Genomic DNA, 22,482 nt, shown 5'->3' with positions numbered 1-22,482 from the left:
GATCACCTCACGCTCGCGCCCCCACGCCGCTCCGGCCATCATCCCGCCGCCACAAGGTCATTTGGTGACCGCCCTCGAATTCGCCAACGGTGTCCTCGTCGTGGTGTTGAGGATCAGCGGCCGGGAGTGCGCGGGCGTCTGCCCGGGGCGCACTTCCACGGGTGAGTGTCACTCCCTGAACAGAGGGTGGGCCACCGCGTAACTCTCCTTGGTGAACAGCCAGTTCAACCACGAGGAGTGCACGATGGCCCTGTCCCCAGTCCGAACTGATACGGCTCCTTGAGTCACTACGCTCGACCGACGGAATCGAGCTGATCCGCGCCATCTCCGAGCGGATGGTGCAGGAGCTGGTCGAGGCCGAAGCGAGTGCCCACATCGGCGCGGAGTGGAACGAGCACACGCCCACGCGGACCAACATCCGCAACGGGCACCGCGAGAAGGTGCTGACCACGCTGGCCGGGAATCTCGACCTGGAGATCCCCAAGGTCCGCACCGGCAGCTTCTTCCCCTCGCTGCTGGAGCGCCGACGACGCATCGACCAGGCCCTCTACGCCGTCATCATGGAGTCATACGTACACGGCGTCTCCACCCGCAGCGTGGATGACCCGGTCAAAGCCCTCGGCGGGGACAGCGGCATCTCGAAGTCGGAGGTCTCGCGGATCTGCGTGGCGCTGGACGAACCGCTGACCGCGTTCCGCACCCGCCCGCTGGACCATGTCCGCTTCCCCTACGTCTACCTGGACGCGCCCTACCGTCTCGCGGGCCGTCGTGGTGGCCACCGGCATCACCGAAGACGGCAACCGCGAAGTGCTGGGCCTGATGATCGGCGACAGCGAGAGCGAGGCGTTCTGGAAGGAGTTCCTCCGCTCCCTGCGTGAGCGCGGCCTGTCCGGGGTCCGCCTGGTCGTCACCGACCAGCACTCCGGCCTGGTCGCCGCGGTCCGCAAGGTCATGCTCGGTGCCGCCTGGCAGCGTTGCCGGGTCCACTTTCTGCGCAACGTCTTCGGCGTGATCGAGAAGAACTCCGGCGAGATGGTCGCCGCAACGATCCGCACCATCTTCACCCAGCCCACCGCCGACCTCGTGCGCACCCGGCTCGACACCGTCGCCGACATGCTCGGCAGCCAGTTCCCCAAGGTCAAAGCCATACTTCTGGACGCGAAGGAGGACCTGACCGCGTTCGCGGACTTCCCGCCCCGGCACGGGAAGAAGATCCAGTCGACGAACCCGCTGGAACGGATCAACCGAGAGATCAAGCGCCGCACCGACGTCGTCCAGGTCTTCCCCAACGACGAAGCACTCTTGCGGCTGGTCACTGCCGTGCTCTTCGAGATGCACGACGAATGGATCGCCTTCCCCCGCCGCTACCTCCCCGAAAGCAGCATGGACGAGCTCTACCGCGAACGCCCCGAAAGCGGCCTCGGGGAACATCGGTACAGCGGTTGGCGCTGAGAACGATCTTGAGCAGTGAGCGGTGAACTTCTAGCACGAGTGGTCTGCTTCCTGGAGCCCTTCGGCCAAAGATCCACGGTCTGTAGCGGCGGGTGGTTGGCTCCGCCGCATGCCGGTGGAATTTCTGACGGATGACCAAGCCGAGGCGTACGGAAAGTTCGTCGAGAAGCCGACGCGCCCGGAGTTGGAGCGCTTCTTCTTCCTGGACGACGGGGACCGCGACCTGATCGCGCTGCGGCGTACGCGGTACCACCAATTGGGCTTCGCGCTGCAGATGTGCACGGTGCGCTACATCGGCAGGTTCCTGCCGGACGATCCGCTGGGCGTGCCGTGGCCGGTGGTGGAGCACTTGGCCGAGCAGCTCGGCATCGAGGACGTCTCGGACGTGAAGCGGTACACCGAGCGACCGAAGACCGCGTACGAGCACGCGTGGGAGATCCGGGACGCGTACGAATACCACGAGTACGACGACCCGGAGTGGGGGCGGAAGTTCCGGACGTTCCTGCACGGGCGGGCGTGGACCGCGCATTCGGAGGGGCCGAAGGCGCTGTTCGACTATGCGGTGGGCTGGCTACGGAAGCACCGGGTGCTGCTGCCCGGGGTGTCGGTGCTGGCGCGGCAGGTGTCGGAGGTCCGCGAGATCGCGGACAAGCGCCTGCACACCACGGTCGCCAGGGCGGCCTGGCGGGCGGACCGGTCGCTGCCCGCCGACCTGGTGGCACTGCTGGAGACGCCGGAGGGCAGGCGGTACTCGTACTTGGAGACCTTCCGCCGGCCGCCGACGAAGACCACCGGTACGGCGATGAAGCGGGCGCTGGAGCGGGTGGACGAGATCGCCGTGTACCGGCTGGGGCGGGTGAAGCTGGACAAGCTCCCGCCGAACCGGCTCGCCGCGCTGGCCCGGTACGGCCTGGGGTCGAAGGCGACGAGTCTGGAGCGGGCCTCTGAGCCTAAGCGCACCGCGATGTTGACCGCGGTGATGCGCCACCTGGAGGCCAAGGCGATTGACGACGCGCTGGAGCTGTTCACGGTGCTGATGTCGACCAAGCTGCTCAGCACCGCGAAACGGCTCACGAACAAGGACCGCCTCTCCACGTTGCCGCAGCTGGAGAAGGCGTCCCGCATCACGGCCCGTATCTCGAAGGTGTTCATGGAGGAGCTGGAGCACATCGAGGAGAGCGGTAAGGCGGTGGACGCGGCCGCGATGTGGAAGGCCCTGGAGGAGGTCGCGCCGCGGGCCCAGCTGTGGAGCGCGGCCGCCACCGTGGCGAGCCTGGTCCCGGAGGACGACGACTCGGCGGAGATCGCGATCCGCGAGGCGCTGGCCAACCGCTACAACACGGTGCGCCCGTTCCTGTCGCTGCTCGGCGGCACCAAGATGCTCGGCGCGGCCCCGACCGGGGAGCGGGTCCTGGCCGCGGTCAAGGGCCTGCCCGCACTCAGCAGACGTCAGGTGACGAAGAAGCCGCTGCTGAAGCGGGAGGTCGACGACAAGGTGGTGCCGCCGTACTGGCGCAAGGCGGTATACGCGAACAAGGACCTGCCGCTGGGCGCGGTGGACCGCGACGCGTATGTGGTGTGCGTGCTGGAGCAGCTGTACCGGGCGCTGGTCAGCCGCGCCGTCTTCGCTTCGCCCTCGCACCGCTTCTGCAACCCGCGTGCCCGCCTGCTGGACGGCAAGCCGTGGCTGGCGGTCCGCGAGGACGTGCTGGCGGGCCTGAGCCTGGAGGCACCCGTCGAGGAGCATCTGGCGCAGCTGGTGCGGGTGCTGGACGCGGCGTGGAAGCAGATGGCCGAACGCCTCGAAGAGGCCGGCGTGGATGCGAAGGTCAGCATCGAGATACCCGAGGGCGGCGGCCGCGCGAAGCTGAACGTCGACAAGCTCGGGGCGCTCGGGGTGCCCAAGTCGCTGGCCTGGCTGCGGCGCCGGGTGGAGAAGATGCTCCCGAAGATCGACCTTCCGGACCTGCTGTTCGAGGTGCACTCCTGGACCGGGTTCCTGGACGCCTTCGTGCACCTGGGCGACGGCAAGACCCGCATGAAGGACCTCACCACCTCGGTCGTCGCGCTCCTGGTGAGCGAGGCGTGCAACATCGGCATGACCCCGGTGACCAACCCCGGCCACGAGGCGCTGACCCGCTACCGGCTGGTCCACGTCGACCAGTACTACCTGCGGGCCGACACCATCGCCGCGGCCAACGCCGCCCTGATCGAGGCCCAGGCGAAGGTGCCGATCGTGGCGCACTGGGGCAACGGGCTGCTCGCCTCCGTCGACGGACTGCGCTTCGTCGTCCCGGTCCGCTCCATCAGCACCGCCCCGAATCCGAAGTACTTCGGCTTCAAGCGCGGCATCACCTGGCTGAACGCCGTCAACGACCAGGTCTTCGGCATCGGGCAGATGGTCGTCCCGGGCACGCCCCGCGACTCCCTGCACATCCTGGACGCCCTGCTGAACCTGGACGGCGGGGTGAAGCCGGAGATGGTCGCCACCGACAACGCCTCCTACAGCGACATGGTGTTCGGCCTGTTCAAGATCCTGGGCTACAACTTCTCCCCGCGGTTCAAGGACCTGGACGACCAGAGGTTCTGGCGGGCAGAGATGGATGGGATCGAGACCGGCGGCTACGGGCCGCTGACGGACCTGGCCCGCACGCACAAGGTGAACCTGAAGAAGGTGACCACCCAGTGGGAGGACATGCTGAAGGTGGCCGGCTCCCTGGTCACCAACCAGGTGCGGGCCTACGACCTGCTGCGGATGTTCGGCAACCATGGACGACCGACGCCTCTGGGGCAGGCGTTCGCCGAGTACGGGCGCATTGCCAAGACCCTGCACCTGCTCCAGGTCGTCGACCCGGTCGATGACACCTACCGACGGCAGATGGGCAAGCAGCTCAGCGTCCAGGAGTCCCGCCACACCCTCGCCCGGGACATCTGCCACGGCAAGCGGGGCACTATCCACCAGGCGTACCGAGACGGGATGGAGGACCAACTCGGCTCGCTGGGGCTGGTGCTGAACGCTGTCGTGCTGTGGACGACGAAGTACATCGACGCCGCGGTCGCCCAGCTGCGTGCCGAGGGCCACGAGATCCGCGACGAGGACATCGCCCGGCTGTCCCCGCTCAAGCACAAGAACCTCAACGTGCTCGGCCGCTACAGCTTCACCCCGTCCACCCCGGCAGGCGGCCTGCGGCCCCTGCGTGACCCCGACGCGGTCGGTCTCGACGAGGACGACGACGGTACGGAGGAGTGAGCCGGGTGCCGGGCGGCATGGGCGCCCGGCACGGCGGCGAACGGCGGAGTGGGTACGCGCGCGGGCAGAACGGCTAGTCGGTGAATGCGCCCATGGCGCGGTCGAGCAGCACGGTCAGTGGAACTGCTCCCTCGCAGGCCACCCACGCCGCCGAAGCCGCGTCGGCGCAGGCGAGGGCGGCCGCGACGAGGGCCGCCGGCCGGGGATCATCCAGCTGGCCGGGACTGGCCCCCAGTCGCCGTGCGATCTCTGGGGCCATTATCTCCTGCCAGTGCATCTGCTTCTCGAAGTGCCGGGCGCGCAGTGACGGCGTCTCCTGGAGCATCCGCAGATAGCTGAGCATCCGCTCGGGTTCCGCCTCGAGCATCCGCGTCATCACGTCGAACACCCGACGCAGTGCCTCCCAGGGCCGCTCCTCGTCGGGCCGGGCGGCGAGCGCGTCGGTGACCTGGCGGCCGATCTCGTCCAGGTCGGCCAGAACGATGTCTTCTTTCGTGCCGAAATGGCGGAACAGGCTGGCGCGCGACAGTCCGGCCTCGGCGGCGATCTGGTCGACGGTCGTCCGGTCGAATCCCTGCTCGGCGAAGAGCCTGAGGGCCACGTCTGTCACTTCCGCCCGGATCGTGGCGCGCTGGCGCTCGCGCAGCCCGGGCTTGGCCGTGGAGCGGGTGGGAGTAGCGGCGGAGTCACTCATGCCCGAAGAATACACGAAATCTCAATTTGAGACTGAGTCTCAAGCAGAGTTACAGTCTTCGTGTAAGACGTTGTTTCGAGTAGGAGTGTTTCCATGAGCAAGGTCTGGTTCATCACGGGTTCCTCGCGCGGCTTCGGCCGCCAGTTCGCCGAGGCCGCCCTGCAGCGCGGCGACAAGGTCGCGGCCACCGCCCGCAACACCAAGGCGCTGGCCGACCTGGCCGAGCGGTTCGGTGACGCGGTGCTGCCGCTGCAACTGGACGTCACCGACCGCCCCCAGGTGTTCGAGGCGGTCGCGGCGGCCACAGAGCGGTTCGGCCGACTGGACGTGGTGGTCAACAACGCCGGCTATTCCCTGATCGGCGCCGTGGAGGACCTCGGCGAGCAGGAGCTGCGCGACCAGCTGGAGACCAATGTCTTCGGCGTCTTCCACGTCACCCAGGCGGTACTGCCCGTCCTGCGTGCGCAGGGCAGCGGCCACATCGTCCAGATCTCCTCGGCCATGGGGGTGGCCACCTTCGGCGGCACCGGCGGCTACAGCGCCTCCAAGTGGGCGCTGGAAGGGATGAGCGAGGCCCTCTCCCAGGAGGTTGCGCCCTTCGGCATCAAGGTCACGCTGATCGAGCCCGGCGCCTTTGCCACCGACTTCGCGAGCTCGGCGGTCTCCACCGCGCACGGCCAGGACACCTACGGCCCCCTGTACGCGTCGCTGACCGAGATGGGCGCCTCCGCCCAGGCACCCGGCCCCGAGGGGGTCGGCGCCGCGATCCTGAAGATCGTCGACGCCGAGGAGCCGCCGCTGCGCGTGTTCTTCGGCGAGCAGCCCACCCAGTGGATACCCGCGGTGTACCAGCAGCGCCTGGACACCTGGGCCGAGTGGGCGCACGTGTCCAAGGCCGCGGAAGGCAACTAGGCAGCGCCCGGCCCGCGGGCCATGACACGCCCACACCACGGCGTGTCACCGCACCGCCGACACCTGAGCGAGCCCGGGCGGCACACCCACCACACGAAGAGAAGGTCTACATCATGAGCAAAGTTTGGTTCATCACCGGCGCATCGAAAGGCTTCGGCCGCGAGTTCGCCCTCGGCGCCCTCGAGCGTGGCGACAAGGTCGCAGCGACCGCCCGCAACACGGACACTCTGCGTGACCTGGTCGAGCAGTACGGCGACGCCGTCCTCCCGGTCGAGCTCGACGTCACCCACCGCGACCAGGTGTTCGCCGCGGTGAAGTCCGCGCACAAGAAGTTCGGGCGGATCGACGTCGTCATCAACAACGCGGGCTACGGGCTCTTCGGAACGGTCGAGGAGATCACCGAGCAGCAGCTGCGCGACCAGATCGAGACGAACCTGTTCGGTGTCTTCCATGTCACGCAGGCGGTCCTCCCGATCCTCCGCGAGCAGCGCGCGGGCCACATCATCCAGATCTCGACCATCGGCGGCATCATCGCGTACCCGACCCTCGGTGCCTACCACGCGTCGAAGTGGGCGTTGGAAGGGATGACGGACGCACTCGCCCAGGAAGTCGCCGGCTTCGGCATCAAGGTCACCCTGGTCGAACCCGGCGGCTTCGCCACCGACTGGTCCGGTGCATCCGCCATCGTCGCCGACGCGCATCCCGCGTACGCGGCTCTGCACGAGAACATGGCCGCGCAGCGGGCGCAGGTCGTACTCCCGGAGCCGATCGGCTTCAAGTCCGCGATCCTCACGCTCGTCGACGCCGAGGAGCCGCCGCTGCGCGTGTTCTTCGGCGAGCAGCCCACCCAGTGGATACCCGCGGTGTACCAGCAGCGCCTGGACACCTGGGCCGAGTGGGCGCACGTGTCCAAGGCCGCGGAAGGCAACTAGGCAGCGCCCGGCCCGCGGGCCATGACACGCCCACACCACGGAGTGTCACCGCACCGCCGACACCTGAGCGAGCCCGGGCGGCACACCCGCCCAGGCTCCCTCACCCCCGCAGGCAGCAGGCCCTTCCCCAGCGGGATGCGACATCCCCTGCTTCCGCAAGCACCATGCCGACCCCGTTGCGGATGCCTCTCGGCCGGTAGTCCGAGCAACTCGTCCCGCACAACAAACAGCAACACAACCAGGCGTGGGCCGACCGGGCCCACCCAGCCCACGCCATCGAGGCCCACTGAAGGGAGCCCCGTAATGCCCACCACCAAGCGTCGCGCACTGATCATCATCTCGTCCGGCCACCGGCTGCCGCTGGCAGCGCCGGCCGAGGTCAAGTCGATCTCGACCGGGTTCTTCCTGGTGGAGGTGGCTCAAGTGCTCAAGGAGTTCGAGGACGACTACGAGTTCACCTTCGCCACGCCCGACGGCAACGCCCCGCAACTCGATATCAACGGCATGGCCCTGTCCATGCACTACATCGAAAAGATCGGCGCCAGGACGATCCCCCTGCGCATGCAGCAGCGCCGCCGCTCGTTCACCGTCAACGGCTTCCGGGAGCGCTACCCCGAGCTGGTCGCCCGCCGCGAGCAGGAAGTTGGGCTGCTTGAGCGGCACATCGGCCGGATCCCGGTCTCCGACCTCCTGCCCAACAGCGAACCGGAGCTCGCCGAGTACCGCCCCGAACTGATCCGCCGCCTCGACAAGCTGCCCGAAGGCACCTTCCACTCGCTGCAGGACCTCGTCCAGCGCCACCGCGACGCGGCCGACGCGTTCACCTTCGCCGACTTCGACTTCATCCACACCCCCGGCGGTCATGCCCCCATGGTCGACTTCCGCGACAATCCGTGGCTCGGCGAAACCCTCCACGTAGCCCGGGAGAACGGCGTCACCATCTCGTTGATCTGCCACGCGCCCATCGCGGTGACCTCCACCCGGCAGCGCATCGACGCGAAGGGCGCCGCCTACTCCGTGAAGGACAACCCGTTCCTCGCCGCCCCCATCTCGACCGTCCCCAAGATGGGCGAGCTGTTCGCGCTGAGTTTTCTCTACCCGCACGTCCCGGGCAAGAAGACCCGACTCCCCTACTTCGTCGACGTGGCCATCAAGGAAGCCGGCTTCACCGTCGCGTCCTCCCTCAACATGTCCGCCCCGCAAACCGCCTACGAGCCGACCGTGCGGCTGCTCACCGGCAACGGCCCGCAGGCCGTCGACAAGCAGACCGCCGAACTCCGCCGCATCCTCACCCACAGCCCCGCTTCCCGCCGGGCCGACGGCAAGCAGGCGAACGCGTAGCCACGACCACTCGCCGTGCCGATCAGGCAGCCAACGATGCGGTCAAGCAGCGAGAACAGGTACGCCTTCGACGCCCCGGACGCCCTGCCGCACCATGCGATAACGGCCCCGCCCGATCCTGGGCGCGGCCGGCAGACATCGCTACCGCTGGGCGCGCAGGGCCGCGCACGCCAGGTCGACCATGCGCTTGCGGGCCTCCGGTCGGGGCTTTGCTGCCCCTGGGCCAGACAGTCGGCGACGAGTGCCTTGACGCCGGCGCGCACGACGTCCGCCCGCGCTCCGCGCTCTGTCCCTCAAGGGCAGGGCGCGTCTGCGCCGCGCCGCCGCAGCGGCCAGAAGTCAGGCAGCCATGCCGCGCCGGTGCCCCGCGGACTGGTTGATCGCCTTTCCCACCCGGAACGGGATGTTGCATAGGTGACCGCTCATGAAACGCCCGGCCGCCCGGCGGTCCAACTGCGGCGATCGCGTTTCATGAGTTGTTGCAAACGACTGGACGTCTGAAACGCCCTCATGAAACAGTCCGAGCTTGTGAGCGACGACTTCAAGCGCGTGGAATCGCAACCCTGCCCGATGTCCACCTGCGCCGCCCCCGCGGGCTCCCCGTGCCAGACCGGGAAGAACAAGGTGGCCATCCACTACCACACCGCACGTTTCCGCCTCGTACCCCAACTCGCCAAGGCGCTGAGCGTGCCGACCCCAGCCATACGCAAGCCGGGCTCGGCGTGGACCGAACTGCCCCGACCCGTGCGCGCCGGCACCGAACCGGTCGGACACGTCCGCCTCGGCTACGCCCGCGCCTCGACCGCCCGGCAGTCCCTCGACGCACAACTCGACTCCCTCACCGAGGCGGGGGTCACCCGCGTCTTCTCGGAGAAGATCTCCACCCGCGCCACCAAACGACCGGAGCTGGAGGCCGCCGTGAAGCTCGCCGGGGAGATCCACTCCTCCGGCGTCGCCGTCACCCTCGTCGTGCACGAGCACAAGCGCCTCGGCCGCGGCATCGAACTCGCCATGCTCGCCGAGGAACTGAAGGCCAGCGACGTCGGCCTGGAGTTCCTCACCGGAGAACTGAAGGGCTCGCACGATCCCTCCGGGATCGTGTTCACGGTGCTCGCCGCAATGTCCGGCATGGAGCGCGAGTACATCCGCGACCGCACCCTCGAAGGCCACGAGTCCGCCCGCAAGCGCGGCAAGACCATCGGCGGGGCCAGCGTCACCGACGAGTCCATGCTGTCCATGGCCCTCCACCTGCGCGACCAGGAAATGAGCCTGCGCGACATCGCCAAGCGGCTCGTCATCACCACGGGCGTGAAGAAGGGCCAGCACCCCTCGCCCGCCACCGTCATGCGGATGCTGCGGGAGCACGACGAACAGGCCGCCCCGGCGGCGGGAGCATGAGACTCAGGGCAAGTAACCATCAAGATCAATCTCAGCGCCAACCGCTGTACTAATGTTCCTCATACCCGGCATCGCCCGCAAGCTCGCCGAACGCTACGGCGCGCACCCCGCGCTGCGCGGCTGGCACGTGCACAACGAGTACGGCAGCCTCGACCACTCCGACCACGCCGCGGCCGCCTTCCGTCGCTGGCTGCGCGAGCGCTACGGAACCTTGCAGGAGCTCAACACCCGCTGGAGCACCGCCTTTTGGTCCCAGCGCTACGGCGACTGGGCCGAGATCCTCCCGCCCCGCCAGACCCAGTACATGCACAACCCGACGCACGCCATGGACTTCCGCCGGTTCAGCGCCGACGAGTTCCGCGACGCCTACGCCGAACAGGTCGCCGAGATCCGGGCGGCCGGCTCGACTGCGGGGGTCACCACCAACTTCATGCTGCCGGACTGGAACCACCTCGACCACTGGTCCTGGCGCCCGCACCTCGACACCGTCTCCATCGACCACTACCTCGACACCACCGGCGCCCCGGGCGAGACCCACGTCGCGTATGCCGGAGACCTGGCCCGTTCCTGGGCGGGCGGCAAGCCGTGGCTGCTGATGGAACAGGGCACCACCCAGATCGCGCTGCGCGACCGGCACGCCGCCAAGTGGCCGGACCGGGTGCTGCGCAACACGCTGTCGTACCTCGCCCGCGGCTCGCAGGGCGCGCCGTTCTTCCAGTGGCGCGCCTCCACCGGTGGTTCGGAGACGTGGCACGGCGGCATGGTGCCGCACGCCGGCCCGGACACCGAGCGGTTCGAGAGCGTCGTACGGCTCGGAGACACGCTGCGCCGCCTGGCCGAGGTCGCCGAGCCGCCCGCCGAGGGACCCGTCGTCGAGGCCGACGTCGCGATCCTGTGGGAGGCCGACGGATGGTGGGCCCTGGAGAACGACGGGCTGCCGTCGACCCGGCTCAGCTTCCCCGAGGCGGTGCGCCGCACCCACGCCGCGCTCTGGAAGTCCGGCATCCCGGCCGACTTCGTCCCGGCCGACGCCGACCTGTCCCGATACCGCGTCCTGCTCGTCCCGTCGATGATGCCGGTTGCCGCCGAACTGGCGGGACGTTGGCGGCAGTTCACCGAGTCGGGCGGCACGCTCGTCATCGGCTACTTCACCGGCATGACCGACGAGCACCTGCACGTCGTCCGGGGCGGCTACCCCGGCGCCCTGCGCGAGGTGCTCGGCATCCGCACGACCGAACTGTGCCCGCTCGGCGAGGACGAACACGTCCACCTGGACGACGGAACACTCGCCACTCGCTGGAGCGAGTACATCGAACTGCACGGCGCCGAGGCGATGGTGCGCTACCAGGGCGGCGTCCTGGACGGCCGCCCGGCCGTGACCCGCCACCCGGTCGGTGACGGGCAGGCCTGGTACGTCTCGAGCCACCTGTCTGAGGACGCGTTGCGCCGCCTGCTCGACGGCGTCTGCGAACGGGCAGGGGTGACGCCCACGGTCGTGGACCTTCCGGACGACGTGGAGGCGGTACGCCGCCGCGGCCGCGAACACACCTACCTGTTCGTCCTGAACCACAGCACGTCGCCCCTACGCATCACTGGCGGGGAAAGGGAGTTGACCCGGAACACCGACCTGTCGACGGAGTCTTTGCTGGTGCCCCCGCTGAGTGCGGCGGTGGTGCGGGAGAACGCCAAGCACGTCCGCGTCGAGATCGACGGGGCGGTCGACTATACGGCGAGCTGACGTCGACGCCGGGACACGCGGGCCGACGTCTGTTGGTGTTGCTCGTCAGCGCGTGGCCCCGGCAGACGACCTGGGGCCACGGCTCTGCGCCTACCGAGAATGGCGTCCATGCAGACAAGAGCGTCAGCGACGGTGCGGCAGGATGATTTCGTGTTGCTTCGTCTCGCCTACCTGACCGTCACCAACCTGTTCTCCGCACTGCGATTGCTACCGATGAGCGATCGCGACAAGGACGCGGAGTCCCGCACCAGGCGCAGGACCAGTCTGCGGATCGAGTGGACCGTGGGTGGTCGTCCGGGCTTCTTGGGTCGGCGGGTGCGGGCGTGACGCCGTTTGATCAGGTCGCGGTGCCGGCGCAGCAGGGTGTCGGGCCGGACCAGTAAACGGATTCGCCGCAGGGCCTGCGGGAGTGAACTTGATGCGGTCAGAATCCATCGTGGGGCTATCGCAGGGTGCACGGCGAACTCGCCACCCTGGGCATCACGATCGCCGCCTCCCCCGTCAGGGAGATCCTCACCTCCCAGAGCATCGCCCCCGCGCCCGACCGGGCCGCCACCACCTGGGCCGACTTTCTGCGCTCCCAGGCCGGCACTCTCCTGGCCTGCGACTTCATCGAGACCGTCCCCCTGACCGGCCAGCGCCAATACGTCCTCGCCGTCATCCAGATCCACGGCACCACCGCACACCCCACCGCAGAATGGGTCACCCAAGCCGCCCGCAACCTGGCCATCCACCTCACTGACGCACAGGCCACCCACGCATATCTGATCCGGGACCGGGACGCAAAGTACCCCGCCCTCTTCGACCAGATCCTGGCCAACACCGGCAAACGAATGCCGCGCATGAACGCGGTCATGGGGCACTGGGTACAGACCTGCCGTCACGAACTACTGGACCGCACCCTCATCTGGAACAAGCACCATCTACGCCACACGCTCCGCCAGTTCGAACCGCACCACAAATCCACCGGCCCCACCCAGCGGTGGAACAGGCAGCGCCGCTACGCGCTGTCCCTGAACCGCTCGCCCACGCACAGATCAACCACCTCGACGTACGCCGAAGAGACCGCCTAGGCGGAGCTCTATACGAACGCCGACATACCGCCTGAAATGCACGGATGGAATTTTCGGCAGGAACAGCGTCGGCGCCTCCGCACCTGAGTACCCGGCGGCATCATCAAACGAGTACACATACGCGGCCTGACCAGCAGCGACAAGTTCCTGAACGGCACAGGCACGGGCCGATGCATCGTGATGACGGGGAGCCGTCATCGCGGCTCCCCGTCATCACTGGGCGATGTTTCCAGCGTCATTCCCTGGTTGGGCGCCGCTGGGTAAGCTCCGCACGATGCGGGCGGCGAATCTCGTCGACCAGTTCACGCACTGCCCGGACGGCCTTCTTCCCTTCGCGGCACACGTCGGGGACCTTTTTGAGTACGGCGCCTAGAAGGATAAAGGCCACCGTAACGAGTACGAGGAGCTGTGCAGCCCAGCTAGGAAGTTCCATCAGGTCTCAGGACCCTTTCCCTAACGGGCGATCGGGTCCGCGCGGGCATGCTCGGCCCGACCACCCACAAAATGAACAGTGGTGGTCGAAACCGAGATGCGCACTCGACGAGCCGACGGGCGTGAGCCGATCGACTACGAATCTCAGAGAGAGTCGGAGGAATAGCTTCATCTGCCGGAACACCCGTCGAGTGGGCTCCGACAGCGGGCCGTCAGTGGTCCCGATACGAGACGCATCATAGCGGACCTCGCAGTGGGTTCACCCACTGACGTACACAACTCAGCGTGAACGGCGCACTGTTGGCTCTACGGTGTCCAACCCCGAAAGCCTCTACGAAGCTCGACTCGACGAGATCACTCGCAGCCCCGGAAGGGGCGCAGCGCCCGCGCTGGGGACCTTGCCCTTGCCAATAACCACATCCGCCCTGGTGGGAGACGGAGCACGGATTGATGACGGCGGGCTGTCACGGCAGCGCCACCATCCCGTCCGGCCAGATGATGGCCTCGATGTCTGTCTCGTTGCGGATCATGCGGATGCAGCCTTCGCAGGGCTCGACGGACGCGTACATCAGCGCGCCGGCCATCCGTCCGGTGCCGCGCTGCTGGGCGTCAGCCTTGGCGTTGGCTTCGGCGTGGCTGTTGATGCACACCCCGGGCCCGGTGTCGTACGACGAGCCGGGCGGGTCAGCGTCGGGGCAGGTGTGGGGCTCGTAAAGTCATCGCTGCTGGAGGGAGCCTACGTGCCCGGCCCTCCGCGGTGGCTGGGATGCTGCGCGTGTGATCTCTCGATGTTGGCGCTGCTGTCCATACCCTCGGTCCTGCTGCGCCGGGACACGGCCAAGGACGCCGAACTGCCGGTGCTGCAGCACGAAAACTCGGTGTTGCGACGACAACTCAGCCATCCGGCCCGCTACGAGCCCGCGGACCGGTTCTGGCCGGCCGCGCTGTCGTCGCTGATACCGCGCCGCTGCTGGAGCAGCGTCTTCGCGGTCACGCCGGGGACGCTACTGGCCTGGCACCGCAGGCTGATCGCCAAGGAGTGGCACTACTGCGACCGACGCCGACGCACCGGGCGTCCGCCCACGGCGGCCCCGCTCAAGAAGCTGGTGTTGCGCCTGGCGCAGGAGAATCCGCGGTGGGGCCACCGGCGGATCCAGGACGAACTGGCCCGACTGGGGCACCCGATCGCGCCGTCCACGGTCCGGGAGATCCTGCACAAGGCCGGCGTCGACCCCGCCCCGCGCTGCACCGGCCCGAGCCGGCGCGGGTTCCTCACCGCGCAGGCCGAGGGAATCATCGCGGCGGACTTCTTCCACGTCGACACGATCACCGGCGTCACCGCCCACCCCACCGCACAATGGGCGACCCAGCAGGCGCGCAATCTAGCCGATGACCTGGGCAGCCGCATCGAGTTCGCTGCGCCTCGCGCTCCGCGACCGCGACAGCAAGTACACCGGCTCCTTCGACGCCGTCCTCGAAGCCGAAGGCATGGACGTGCCGCTCAGCGCACCCCGGGCACCGCGCATGAACGCTCACTGCGAGCGAGTGATCGGCACGATCCACCGCGAGGCACTCGACCACGTTCTGCTCCTGAACGAGGCCCACACCCGGCAGGTCCTAGCCGAATACCAGGACCACTACAACAGACATCGGCCGCACCGATCCCGCGATCAACGACCGCCCGAGGCCCAGGAACAGCCAGCAGTCCTGGATGGTTTCGAGCCCCGCAAGCTCTTACGCACCCGGATCCTCAGCGGAGCAATCAACGAGTACCGACATGCCACTTGAACTGCGGCGATGCCCTTTCGATCCCCACACGGCTGATCCCGGCCACCACCCCTGCGTCACCCTGAGCCGGCGGCGGGACGCAGGGGGCGCGCAGCGCAAGGGGCATGGACAAGGCCGCGCACACCGTGCGCGGCTCCCGCACCGCCCGTAGTCCGGCCCTCCCGCACCCGCACCCGCACCCGCACCCGCACCCGCACCCGCACACCGATCGCCGCCGGGTGCCCTTCGTCGACCGCACCCTCGGTGTGTCCAGTCATGCGCCGCTGTGCACGAGCGCCGCCCACAGGTCGGGGCGGTCGGGGTGTTCAGTGCGCAGGTCCAGGGCGACGTGGCGCAGGGCGTCAGCGGCCTGATCGGCAGCCGGCGGGATGGGCGGCAGACGGTGGTAGAACGCGGCGGCGGCGGCCGCGATCTGGTCGTGAAGCGGCCAGAGGCCGGCGATGACATGCCGGAATCCGGCCATTTGAAACGCTGAGGCGATGTGGAGGGACTCGTCGGCGTGGTCCCAACCACCCTGCGCTGTGGAGCAGGCGGACAGATAGGCCAGTTCGGCGTCGGCGAGCCGCATACGGATGATGTCGGGCAGGAGCAGGGTGTCGTCGTGCAGGCACAGTCCACCACGGGACGGGGCAGCGAGGTCGGCGTGGGCGTGGCAGGCGAAGTGCGCCCAGGTGGCCGTGGGGAGGGCGACGCGGACACGCGTGGTGGTGGCATCACGGTCGGCCAGGGCCGGGATGTCGGGGTGCATGGCGTGCAGGTCGGCGGCTTCGGCGGTGGTGCCGGGCAGGTCGGGCAGGTCAGGGGTGCGGGCGAGGGCGACGGTGAGTTGGCGTCGGGCAGTGGTTGGGGGGCGCTCGCGGGTGCGGGCGAGGGCGCGCAGGGTGGGGGTGTACGAGGACACGAGCCGGTCGAGGGCACCGGGTTGGCCGGAGTGGCCGGCGGCGTGGAGAGGGAACAGGCCAAGCAGGCCGATCGGCAGCCACCACACCCGCGGCGGCACATCAATGCCGTCCGTCGCGGCGAGAGCGTCGAGCACGGGTTCGACGATGGCGTCCCACAACCAGCCGAGGGTGTCCGCCACCACTCGCCTTCGGCGCAATGCCCCTGACAGCGGTCGGCCGTCGTGAGTGGCTATCAGCAATTCCCGCGCACGGACCTCTACCTCGTCGAGGTCGAGGCCGGGCAGCGGGATGCCCGTGGGGTCGGCGTCGCTGGTGATGATGACCGCATCGCTACGGAGCCGGCCGGCGTTGACCATCACCACCGCACCGCCGGCGGCGGCCGGTCGCAGATCAGTGAGACGGGGCGGCCGCTGGAACCGTTCGAAGCCGGGGCGTCTGCGGATCTGGGAGAGCAGTTCGTCGTGCTCGGCCCACAGGCGCTTGCGGGTCTCGATCTCCTCGATGGCATCGGCGGCGCGGCCGCTGCCGACCGGAGCGTTGAGGTGGTCGCGGACCTGTTGGAACTTTCTGCCCAGATCCGGGTGGACGTCGTTGAGATCGGTGAGGTCGGTTCGCGCGTCCATCTGGGCGGCAATCAGGACGCCGCGGCCCGACTCGGCGGCGTCGACCGCGCCGGTGAGATCGTTGAGTGCGCAGTGGGCGGCCACCGCGTCCCCGACCAGTCCTGGCCGTTGGCCAAGAATGTGCTCCTGATCCGTCCACTCGCCCTCACGGGGCACGGCCAAGGGCAGCATGGCGACTGCGGCATCGAACAACTCCACAGCGGTTGCCGGTTCGCCTTGTGCATAAGCCAACTTGCCTAGGTTGTGCGCGGCCGTGAGCCGATGCGCCGGTGGTGCTGTTGTGGCTGAGACGGCCCGGACGGCAAGTGCTCGCAAGGTCGTCCGTCCGACGTCATGCCCGGAACGCTGGAAGCGCCTCAGGTAGGCGCTGCCGAGGTTGCCCAGGAACATCGCACCGTGGGGGTGGTCGTCGGGGGTGAGTTCGAGCGCCTGCTCGGTCAGCTCGATCGCCCGCTCCACGTCCGCCATGGTGCCGGTGCGCTCGAACCGTGCCAGGTAGGGGCCGCCGAGGTTGGCCATGAGCGAGGCTCGCTCGGGGCGATCGGCGGGCGTGGCGTCCAGTGCCTGCTCTCCCAACTCGATCGCCCGTTCCAGGTCCGCCGCCGCACCAAGACGCCGGAACCGCCTCAGACGGGCGGCGGCGAGGTTGGCCAACGGGCCTGGCTGATCGGGGTGGCCCGAGGGGATGAGTTCGAGCGCCTGCTCAGTCAGCTCGATCGCCCGGTCCAGGTCCTGTGCCGCGTCAAGGCGCTCGAACCGTGCCAGGTGACGGCCGCCGAGGTTGGCCATGAGCGAGGCTCGCTCAGGGTGGTCCTCAGACGTGGCCTTGAGCGCGTCCTCCCCCAGGTCGATGGCCCCATCCAGATCCGCTACCGCGCCGACGCTCTCAAACCGTTCTCCGTAGGCGGTGCTGAGGTCGGACAGGTGCATCGCCCGGTACGGGTGATCGGGGCCGATGATGTCGACCAGCTGCTTGCGCACCTCGATGGCCCGGTCCAGGTCCGCCGCGGTGCCGAGGCGGTCGAACCGTCGAAAGCGCACCAGGCCGAGGTTGGCCAGGCGCCGTGTTCGTTCGGGGTGGTGTGCCACGGTGGCGGCGAGCGCCTGCTCGGTCAGCTCGACGGCCCGGTCCGCATTCGCCACATGCCCATGACGCTCGAAACTCCTCAGATGGGCAAGGCCGAGCTCCGATAGGAGCGCCGCTTGACCGGGATCGTCCGGGAGCCCGAGGTCGAGCGCCTCCTCGCCCAACTCGATGGCCCGCTCGACGTCCGCCGCAGCGTCGCTGAGGTCGGACCTCCTCAGGTAGGCGGTGCTGAGGTCGGACAGAGCCGTTGGCTGAACAGGGCGCTCAGCGGTGGCGAGCGTCTGCTCGCCCAGCTCGATCACCCGGTCCACGTCCGCCACGGCACCGAAGCGCTCGAACCGCCTCCAGTGAGCGGCGCGGAGGTTGGACAGGAGCGAGTCTCGGTACGGGTCGCCGCTGGATGTGGCGTCGAGGGCCTGCTCGGTCAGGTTGATCGATCTACTGAGGTCCTCCTCCGTGCCGATGCGCTGGAACCGCGTCAGATAGGAGCGACCGAGGTAGCCCAGGCGCGTCGCCAGGTCGGGGTGGTCGGAAGGGGTGGCTTCGAGCGCCTCCTCCCTGAGCTCGATGGCGCGGTCCAGGTCCGCCGCCGTGTCCTGCTGCTCAAACCGCCTCAGGTGAGCGAGGCCGAGATGGGACAGGAGCGTAGCCCTGTACGGGTCGTCGGCAGGGGTTGCGTGCAACGCCTGCTCGGTCAGCTCAGCCGCCATGTTCAGGTCCGCCATCGCGCCCATGCGCTCAAATCGCACCAGGCAGGCGCGCCCGAGGTGGGCCAGGCACCCCGCCCGGATCGGGCCGTCCGCGGGGGCGGCCTCCAGCGCCCGTCGGCCCACCGCGATCGCCCGGTCCACGTCCTCCTCGGCGCCGACGCATTGGAACCGTTTCAGGTGGGCGCGGCCCAGGCTGTCCAGGCGCCACGCCCGGCTGGGGTGGCCTTCGGGAGTGGCCTGCAGGGCGGCGGTCAGCAGGACAAGAGCGGCCTCGGCCAGCATCACGTCGGTGTCGGCGTCCGCATCCTCCACGAGGTCGCAGGCGAGCGCGGTCTGCTGGTCGGCATCGGCGTCAGGCCCGACAAGGGTGAGCAGCGGGGCAGGGACGGCATGGGCGTCGTCAGCCAGCGGAGCGCTGAACACGACTGCGCGAGCGAGGTCCCAGAGGCGACCAGGACGGGGTGGTGATGCGATGGTGCGCAAGAAGAAGAGCCACCCCAAGGTGTGGTGGGCCACGGCCAGCCGTCTGCGGTCCTCGGGCTCCGGGCGCTCCGCGCTCCTCGGCCGTGCTGCCCGCCAGAGCCTGTCGGCCTCGGCCAGGGCCGCTTCGTCCATGACGACGCCGGCCTCGCGGGTTTCCCTGTAGGTGTTCAACCGCCATTGCACTTGTCCCGTCAAGTCGTCGAACGACATGCCGAGCCCCTCTCTCGTCGCCCCACGTCCTGTCGTGTCGCACGTTTGCTTCGTAGCGTCGCGTTCAGCGTCCTTTCCGGACCAGAGCGGTAAGTTGTTCGCCTTCGGCGATGCTGAGTGGACCCACTGTTTCCGGCTCGCTGAGGCCGAGGGCGACCGCGAGCGCTCGGCCGTGCAGGTCGACCGCGGATTCGGACAACGCGGCCAGGTCGGTCATCGCACTGCGCGCGCGAGCCCAACCCGTGACACCGATTCCCCCGCCGACCACTGCTGCCGGCCACCAGAAGATCCCCAGCAGCAGATACGGCCAGGCCCAGGTTCCGACGGCGACGGCACCGGCGAACGCCGCGTGTGTCGCCGTGATCTCCGCTCGGGTCGTGTCGGGAAGCACCAACCACAACCGCGGCCAGGCGAACGGAAGGTCCACGCCGTAACGGTGCAGGGCAATGCGTTCGACGGCGTGGACACGGTCCCCCATCCAGGTGGGCCGACCTGGCTCGGCGAGCGCGATCTGGTTGGCCCGATCAGCTGCGAGATCGATCTGAAGCTGCTGGTCGGGCGTTCGGGACTGGCGCGGATGGGCCCGCTCCAGCGAGCGCCGCCGCTCGACGCAGCGCCCCCAGCGCGCACGTCTGTGGGCCACCCGCCACCGGCCTACCGGCCCGAGCGGGCCCCGCCACTGGCCGAGCCAGAGCACCCGGGTGAGCCCCGCAAGGGACTGAACCGCCAGGCCCGCGCCGCTGGCCGCGAGCAGAACGGCGACGATCAGGACGACTTGCGTACCACCCGTCTGGCGGCCCATCACCGAGCCGGCCGCCGACACGGCCCCGGTCAACTCACGCAGGTCCAGCGCATGGGCCTGCCCCAGTTCGACCGTCCACCATGCGGTGACCACGAGCAGTGCCCCAGGCACCACCAGCAGAGCGACCCACTGCTCGGCCAGTTTCTTCGCCAGTTCCTGAAAGAAGCCGCCCACCCGGCCTACCGCCGCTTCATATGCTGCCCCGTCACCGTGCACCGTGGCACGGGGCCTGCCGGCTCGGTGACGGCGACCCGATCACAGGCACCGTCGGGGCAGCAGAACCGCTCTTCGTCGGCCTGTCCCGGACCCGCGCCCGGCAGCCCGCTGGCCAACGTGCGCACGGTGTCCTCGGGGCTGGATCCCAGCAACTCGGCGATCAGGGCCAGGACCGGGCGCCGCGCACGAGCCGCCGCCTCCAGTCGTTCCAGCCCACGCTGCCGGTCGTCGGGTTGGCGGGCGCACTCGGCCCGCAACTCATCCAGTTCGGCGCAGACAATGGTGAGCGCGTGCCGTTCCGCCAGATCCACGTCCGGCCCTCCTTGCCGTCGATACGGTCGCTGCGGACAGACCCGGCGGCGATTCTGGGACTCCAACATCACCGCTGGCTAGTCATCTTGCACCGATCGCACCGCGTCCGTGTGCCGCTCGGCGGAATGGCCCTTCGGCGCGCGAGAGCACGCAAGAGCCCGCAAGCGACACCGAGTTCGTCGTCTCCACCGTCTCCATGCCGACGACGAGCACACCGTGACGCACTCCGACCTGATCATCGGGATCAGATGGTGGTCGGCATCGCCACTGGTCATTGACGTGCGTGGCAAGGACGGAGAACACCGGATCGCCGACAAGCACGTTTGGCTCATGGTTCCGCTGGGCACCAGGAATTCCGAGGCCGAGCAACTCGCCCAGATTCAAGGCCTCAAGGGCGCCGTGCCGCACGACTAGATCGTGTGAGGCAACGCTCTCGGCATCAGGGCCCCGCCCCCCGGGCCGACTTCCTTGGCCTGCTCGACGTGCCGGTCGGCTACCTCGCCACGCGCACGGGGTAACGGTCGAGCGGACACCCGGCATCAGCCATCGCTCATAAGTGCCAGCACCCGCCAGCGTGCACGCCACCGGAAACCCGGGCATCTCCCCGCCAGTTGCGTCACCGCACGCGAGGAGAACGGCATGACCCAGCGATCACACCGCGGCCGGATCTACCGCCGCTGCGGCTGCCGCGGACCAGGCGGCCGCCAACTCGGCCCCAGCTGCCCGCTCCTGGCCTCCGATCCGGACCACGGCAGCTGGGCCCTGGCCATCGACGCCCCCACCGGCCCCAGCGGACGACGCCGCACCATACGGCGCAGCGGCTTCACCACCCGCGCGGAGGCCGAGACGGCCCTGACACGCGTGCGGGAGAACCTGGAACTGGGCCTGGAGCCGGATCCGACCGAGACCGTCGCCGGCTACCTGCTGGACTGGCTACAGGGAGCGGCACCGCGGCTGCGCCCGGCCACCGTGGCCCGCTACCGCGACTACGTCCTGGCCGACCTCATCCCAGCCCTCGGCGCTATCAAGCTCGACGCCTTGCAACGCGCCGATCTCCTCGCCTTCGCGGAGGCTCAACAGGCGGGCGGGCGCGGTCCGGTGACCCTGCACCGCTGCCTGCGCACCCTCTCCAGTGCCCTCACCCATGCCGTCCACAGCGGCCGCCTCCACCACAACCCCGCACTCCCCTCGATCGTGCCCCGCCCGGCCCCAGCACCCGTCGAGCCGTGGGACGCGAAGGAGACCGCCGCCTTCCTGGCCCACGCCCGCCGCACCGAGCCGTACCTCTACGACCTGTGCACCGTCATGATCAGCACCGGACTGCGCCGCGGCGAGGCCCTCGGCCTGACCTACGAAGACCTCGACCTGCCCGGCCGACGCCTCCACGTCCACCGCTCCCTGGTCGCCATCGACAACCGCCACCCGCTGCTCGGCCCCACCAAGACCACCGCCAGCAGCGCCTGGATCGCCCTGCCCCACCACGCCGTCACCGTCCTGCGCCGCCGCCAACGAGCCGCCGGCCGCACCACCGGCCTCGTGTTCGCCCGCGCCGACGGCACCGCACCACGGCCCCAACAGGTCCTCAAGGACTTTCAGAAAGCTGCCGCACGAGCCGGCCTGCGTCGCATCGGCCTCAAGGACCTTCGTCACGGCACCGCCACCCTGATGCTCGCCGCCGGCATCCCGCTCGTCCTGGTCTCCAAACTGCTGCGCCACACTCAACTGGCCACGACCGCCGACCTGTACGCCCACCTCCCGATGCCCGCAGCTGTCCAAGCTGCTCGTACGCTCAGCACGGTGCTCGGCCGGGCCTCTCGCCGGGCGCGCTGGCGCCGCCTGCTCGATCGACTGCGACCATCACGCGACCACTGTCACTGACCATCCGCACCCATAACCAGCACGAACTCCGTCGCCGCGACCGGCCGTGCGACCACACTGCGACCATCACCACACGGGTAACACGAAAGGCCATCTCCTCGAATACGAGGAGATGGCCTCTGACCTGCACAAACAAGCCGACATTTCTGTCGGGACGACAGGATTTGAACCTGCGACCCCTTGACCCCCAGTCAAGTGCGGTTACTCCCCTAGGAATTGACGATCCGTATAGGGACGCATCCCGCACGT

The 22,482-nt window shown here is 69.0% G+C and carries 18 protein-coding genes, 1 tRNA gene and 1 pseudogene; 13 read left to right on the top strand and 7 right to left on the bottom strand.

Going from position 1 to position 22,482, the window contains the following annotated elements:
- The 3 genes and pseudogenes from ACIRHA_RS42860 to ACIRHA_RS42850 all read left to right on the top strand — a co-directional run.
- Positions 1–202: hypothetical protein (locus ACIRHA_RS42860; protein ID WP_403857576.1), on the top strand; the 202-nt coding region annotated here is incomplete at its 5' end.
- A 64-nt stretch (positions 203–266) separates the two neighbouring features.
- Positions 267–1,452, top strand: a pseudogene (locus ACIRHA_RS42855) (IS256 family transposase).
- Between the two features lie 109 nt (positions 1,453–1,561).
- Positions 1,562–4,702 (top strand): Tn3 family transposase, encoded by a 3,141-nt coding sequence (locus ACIRHA_RS42850; RefSeq protein WP_403857573.1) that lies wholly within the window; start codon positions 1,562–1,564, stop codon positions 4,700–4,702.
- A gap of 73 nt (positions 4,703–4,775) precedes the next feature.
- On the opposite strand, the gene ACIRHA_RS42845 is transcribed toward ACIRHA_RS42850, so the two are convergent.
- Positions 4,776–5,396 carry a TetR/AcrR family transcriptional regulator gene (locus ACIRHA_RS42845; protein WP_403857569.1) on the bottom strand — a complete coding sequence of 207 codons (621 nt, stop codon included), beginning with the start codon at positions 5,394–5,396 and terminating at the stop codon, positions 4,776–4,778.
- 93 nt (positions 5,397–5,489) lie between these two features.
- Here ACIRHA_RS42845 and ACIRHA_RS42840 point away from each other — a divergent pair, with 93 nt between their 5' ends.
- The 7 genes from ACIRHA_RS42840 (at position 5,490) to ACIRHA_RS42810 (ending at position 12,790) form a co-directional block, all read left to right on the top strand.
- The gene (locus tag ACIRHA_RS42840) at positions 5,490–6,308 is read left to right on the top strand and encodes an SDR family NAD(P)-dependent oxidoreductase (RefSeq protein ID WP_403857566.1); all 819 of its coding nucleotides are present in this window, start codon (positions 5,490–5,492) and stop codon (positions 6,306–6,308) included.
- Positions 6,309–6,421: 113 nt separating this feature from the next.
- Positions 6,422–7,240 (top strand): SDR family oxidoreductase, encoded by an 819-nt coding sequence (locus ACIRHA_RS42835; protein WP_403857563.1) that lies wholly within the window; start codon positions 6,422–6,424, stop codon positions 7,238–7,240.
- A 303-nt stretch (positions 7,241–7,543) separates the two neighbouring features.
- A complete protein-coding gene (locus ACIRHA_RS42830; RefSeq protein ID WP_403857561.1) occupies positions 7,544–8,581 on the top strand; it encodes a hypothetical protein in 1,038 nt (345 codons plus the stop codon).
- Between the two features lie 510 nt (positions 8,582–9,091).
- On the top strand, positions 9,092–9,979 hold the full coding sequence (locus tag ACIRHA_RS42825) for a recombinase family protein (RefSeq protein ID WP_403857558.1): 888 nt from the start codon (positions 9,092–9,094) through the stop codon (positions 9,977–9,979).
- 52 nt (positions 9,980–10,031) lie between these two features.
- Positions 10,032–11,717 carry a beta-galactosidase gene (locus ACIRHA_RS42820; RefSeq protein ID WP_403857555.1) on the top strand — a complete coding sequence of 562 codons (1,686 nt, stop codon included), beginning with the start codon at positions 10,032–10,034 and terminating at the stop codon, positions 11,715–11,717.
- Positions 11,718–11,867: 150 nt separating this feature from the next.
- Positions 11,868–12,044 carry a hypothetical protein gene (locus ACIRHA_RS42815; RefSeq protein ID WP_403857552.1) on the top strand — a complete coding sequence of 59 codons (177 nt, stop codon included), beginning with the start codon at positions 11,868–11,870 and terminating at the stop codon, positions 12,042–12,044.
- A gap of 125 nt (positions 12,045–12,169) precedes the next feature.
- Entirely contained in the window at positions 12,170–12,790 is a 621-nt protein-coding gene (locus ACIRHA_RS42810; protein WP_403857550.1) for a hypothetical protein, read from the top strand.
- Between the two features lie 896 nt (positions 12,791–13,686).
- Here ACIRHA_RS42810 and ACIRHA_RS42805 read toward each other — a convergent pair.
- Positions 13,687–13,872 carry a hypothetical protein gene (locus ACIRHA_RS42805; protein ID WP_403857547.1) on the bottom strand — a complete coding sequence of 62 codons (186 nt, stop codon included), beginning with the start codon at positions 13,870–13,872 and terminating at the stop codon, positions 13,687–13,689.
- Positions 13,873–14,132: 260 nt separating this feature from the next.
- Entirely contained in the window at positions 14,133–14,258 is a 126-nt protein-coding gene (locus ACIRHA_RS42800; protein WP_403857544.1) for a hypothetical protein, read from the bottom strand.
- Positions 14,259–14,611: 353 nt separating this feature from the next.
- On the opposite strand from ACIRHA_RS42800, the gene ACIRHA_RS42795 reads away from it, so the two are divergent.
- Entirely contained in the window at positions 14,612–15,010 is a 399-nt protein-coding gene (locus tag ACIRHA_RS42795; RefSeq protein WP_403857541.1) for an integrase core domain-containing protein, read from the top strand.
- 253 nt (positions 15,011–15,263) lie between these two features.
- On the opposite strand, the gene ACIRHA_RS42790 is transcribed toward ACIRHA_RS42795, so the two are convergent.
- The 3 genes from ACIRHA_RS42790 to ACIRHA_RS42780 all read right to left on the bottom strand — a co-directional run bounded on the left by ACIRHA_RS42790 (position 15,264) and on the right by ACIRHA_RS42780 (position 20,354).
- Positions 15,264–19,025, bottom strand: a complete 3,762-nt coding sequence (locus tag ACIRHA_RS42790) for a CHAT domain-containing protein (protein ID WP_403857539.1) — start codon at positions 19,023–19,025, stop codon at positions 15,264–15,266.
- A gap of 64 nt (positions 19,026–19,089) precedes the next feature.
- Positions 19,090–20,001, bottom strand: a complete 912-nt coding sequence (locus ACIRHA_RS42785) for a hypothetical protein (RefSeq protein WP_403857536.1) — start codon at positions 19,999–20,001, stop codon at positions 19,090–19,092.
- 5 nt (positions 20,002–20,006) lie between these two features.
- Positions 20,007–20,354 carry a hypothetical protein gene (locus tag ACIRHA_RS42780; protein WP_403857533.1) on the bottom strand — a complete coding sequence of 116 codons (348 nt, stop codon included), beginning with the start codon at positions 20,352–20,354 and terminating at the stop codon, positions 20,007–20,009.
- Positions 20,355–20,571: 217 nt separating this feature from the next.
- On the opposite strand from ACIRHA_RS42780, the gene ACIRHA_RS42775 reads away from it, so the two are divergent.
- Entirely contained in the window at positions 20,572–20,769 is a 198-nt protein-coding gene (locus ACIRHA_RS42775) for a hypothetical protein (protein WP_403857530.1), read from the top strand.
- A gap of 225 nt (positions 20,770–20,994) precedes the next feature.
- On the top strand, positions 20,995–22,233 hold the full coding sequence (locus tag ACIRHA_RS42770; RefSeq protein WP_403857527.1) for a tyrosine-type recombinase/integrase: 1,239 nt from the start codon (positions 20,995–20,997) through the stop codon (positions 22,231–22,233).
- Between the two features lie 149 nt (positions 22,234–22,382).
- Here ACIRHA_RS42770 and ACIRHA_RS42765 read toward each other — a convergent pair.
- Positions 22,383–22,477: transfer RNA gene (locus ACIRHA_RS42765), tRNA-Pro, on the bottom strand.
- Positions 22,478–22,482: the final 5 nt, after the last annotated feature.

Source organism: Streptomyces sp. NPDC102360 (assembly GCF_044766085.1).
In the GTDB taxonomy this organism is placed as follows: domain Bacteria; phylum Actinomycetota; class Actinomycetes; order Streptomycetales; family Streptomycetaceae; genus Streptomyces.
The sequence above is the reverse complement of the archived record's forward strand: the minus strand, read 5'-3'. Positions and strand labels throughout refer to the sequence as shown.

Excerpts from the sequence above, each read along its gene's own strand:
- ACIRHA_RS42850 (WP_403857573.1), top strand. The coding sequence starts at position 1,562 with ATGCCGGTGGAATTTCTGACGGATGACCAAGCCGAGGCGTACGGAAAG.
- ACIRHA_RS42845 (WP_403857569.1), bottom strand. The coding sequence starts at position 5,396 with ATGAGTGACTCCGCCGCTACTCCCACCCGCTCCACGGCCAAGCCCGGG.
- ACIRHA_RS42840 (WP_403857566.1), top strand. The coding sequence starts at position 5,490 with ATGAGCAAGGTCTGGTTCATCACGGGTTCCTCGCGCGGCTTCGGCCGC.
- ACIRHA_RS42835 (WP_403857563.1), top strand. The coding sequence starts at position 6,422 with ATGAGCAAAGTTTGGTTCATCACCGGCGCATCGAAAGGCTTCGGCCGC.
- ACIRHA_RS42830 (WP_403857561.1), top strand. The coding sequence starts at position 7,544 with ATGCCCACCACCAAGCGTCGCGCACTGATCATCATCTCGTCCGGCCAC.
- ACIRHA_RS42825 (WP_403857558.1), top strand. The coding sequence starts at position 9,092 with ATGAAACAGTCCGAGCTTGTGAGCGACGACTTCAAGCGCGTGGAATCG.
- ACIRHA_RS42820 (WP_403857555.1), top strand. The coding sequence starts at position 10,032 with ATGTTCCTCATACCCGGCATCGCCCGCAAGCTCGCCGAACGCTACGGC.
- ACIRHA_RS42795 (WP_403857541.1), top strand. The coding sequence starts at position 14,612 with ATGACCTGGGCAGCCGCATCGAGTTCGCTGCGCCTCGCGCTCCGCGAC.
- ACIRHA_RS42790 (WP_403857539.1), bottom strand. The coding sequence starts at position 19,025 with ATGTCGTTCGACGACTTGACGGGACAAGTGCAATGGCGGTTGAACACC.
- ACIRHA_RS42770 (WP_403857527.1), top strand. The coding sequence starts at position 20,995 with ATGACCCAGCGATCACACCGCGGCCGGATCTACCGCCGCTGCGGCTGC.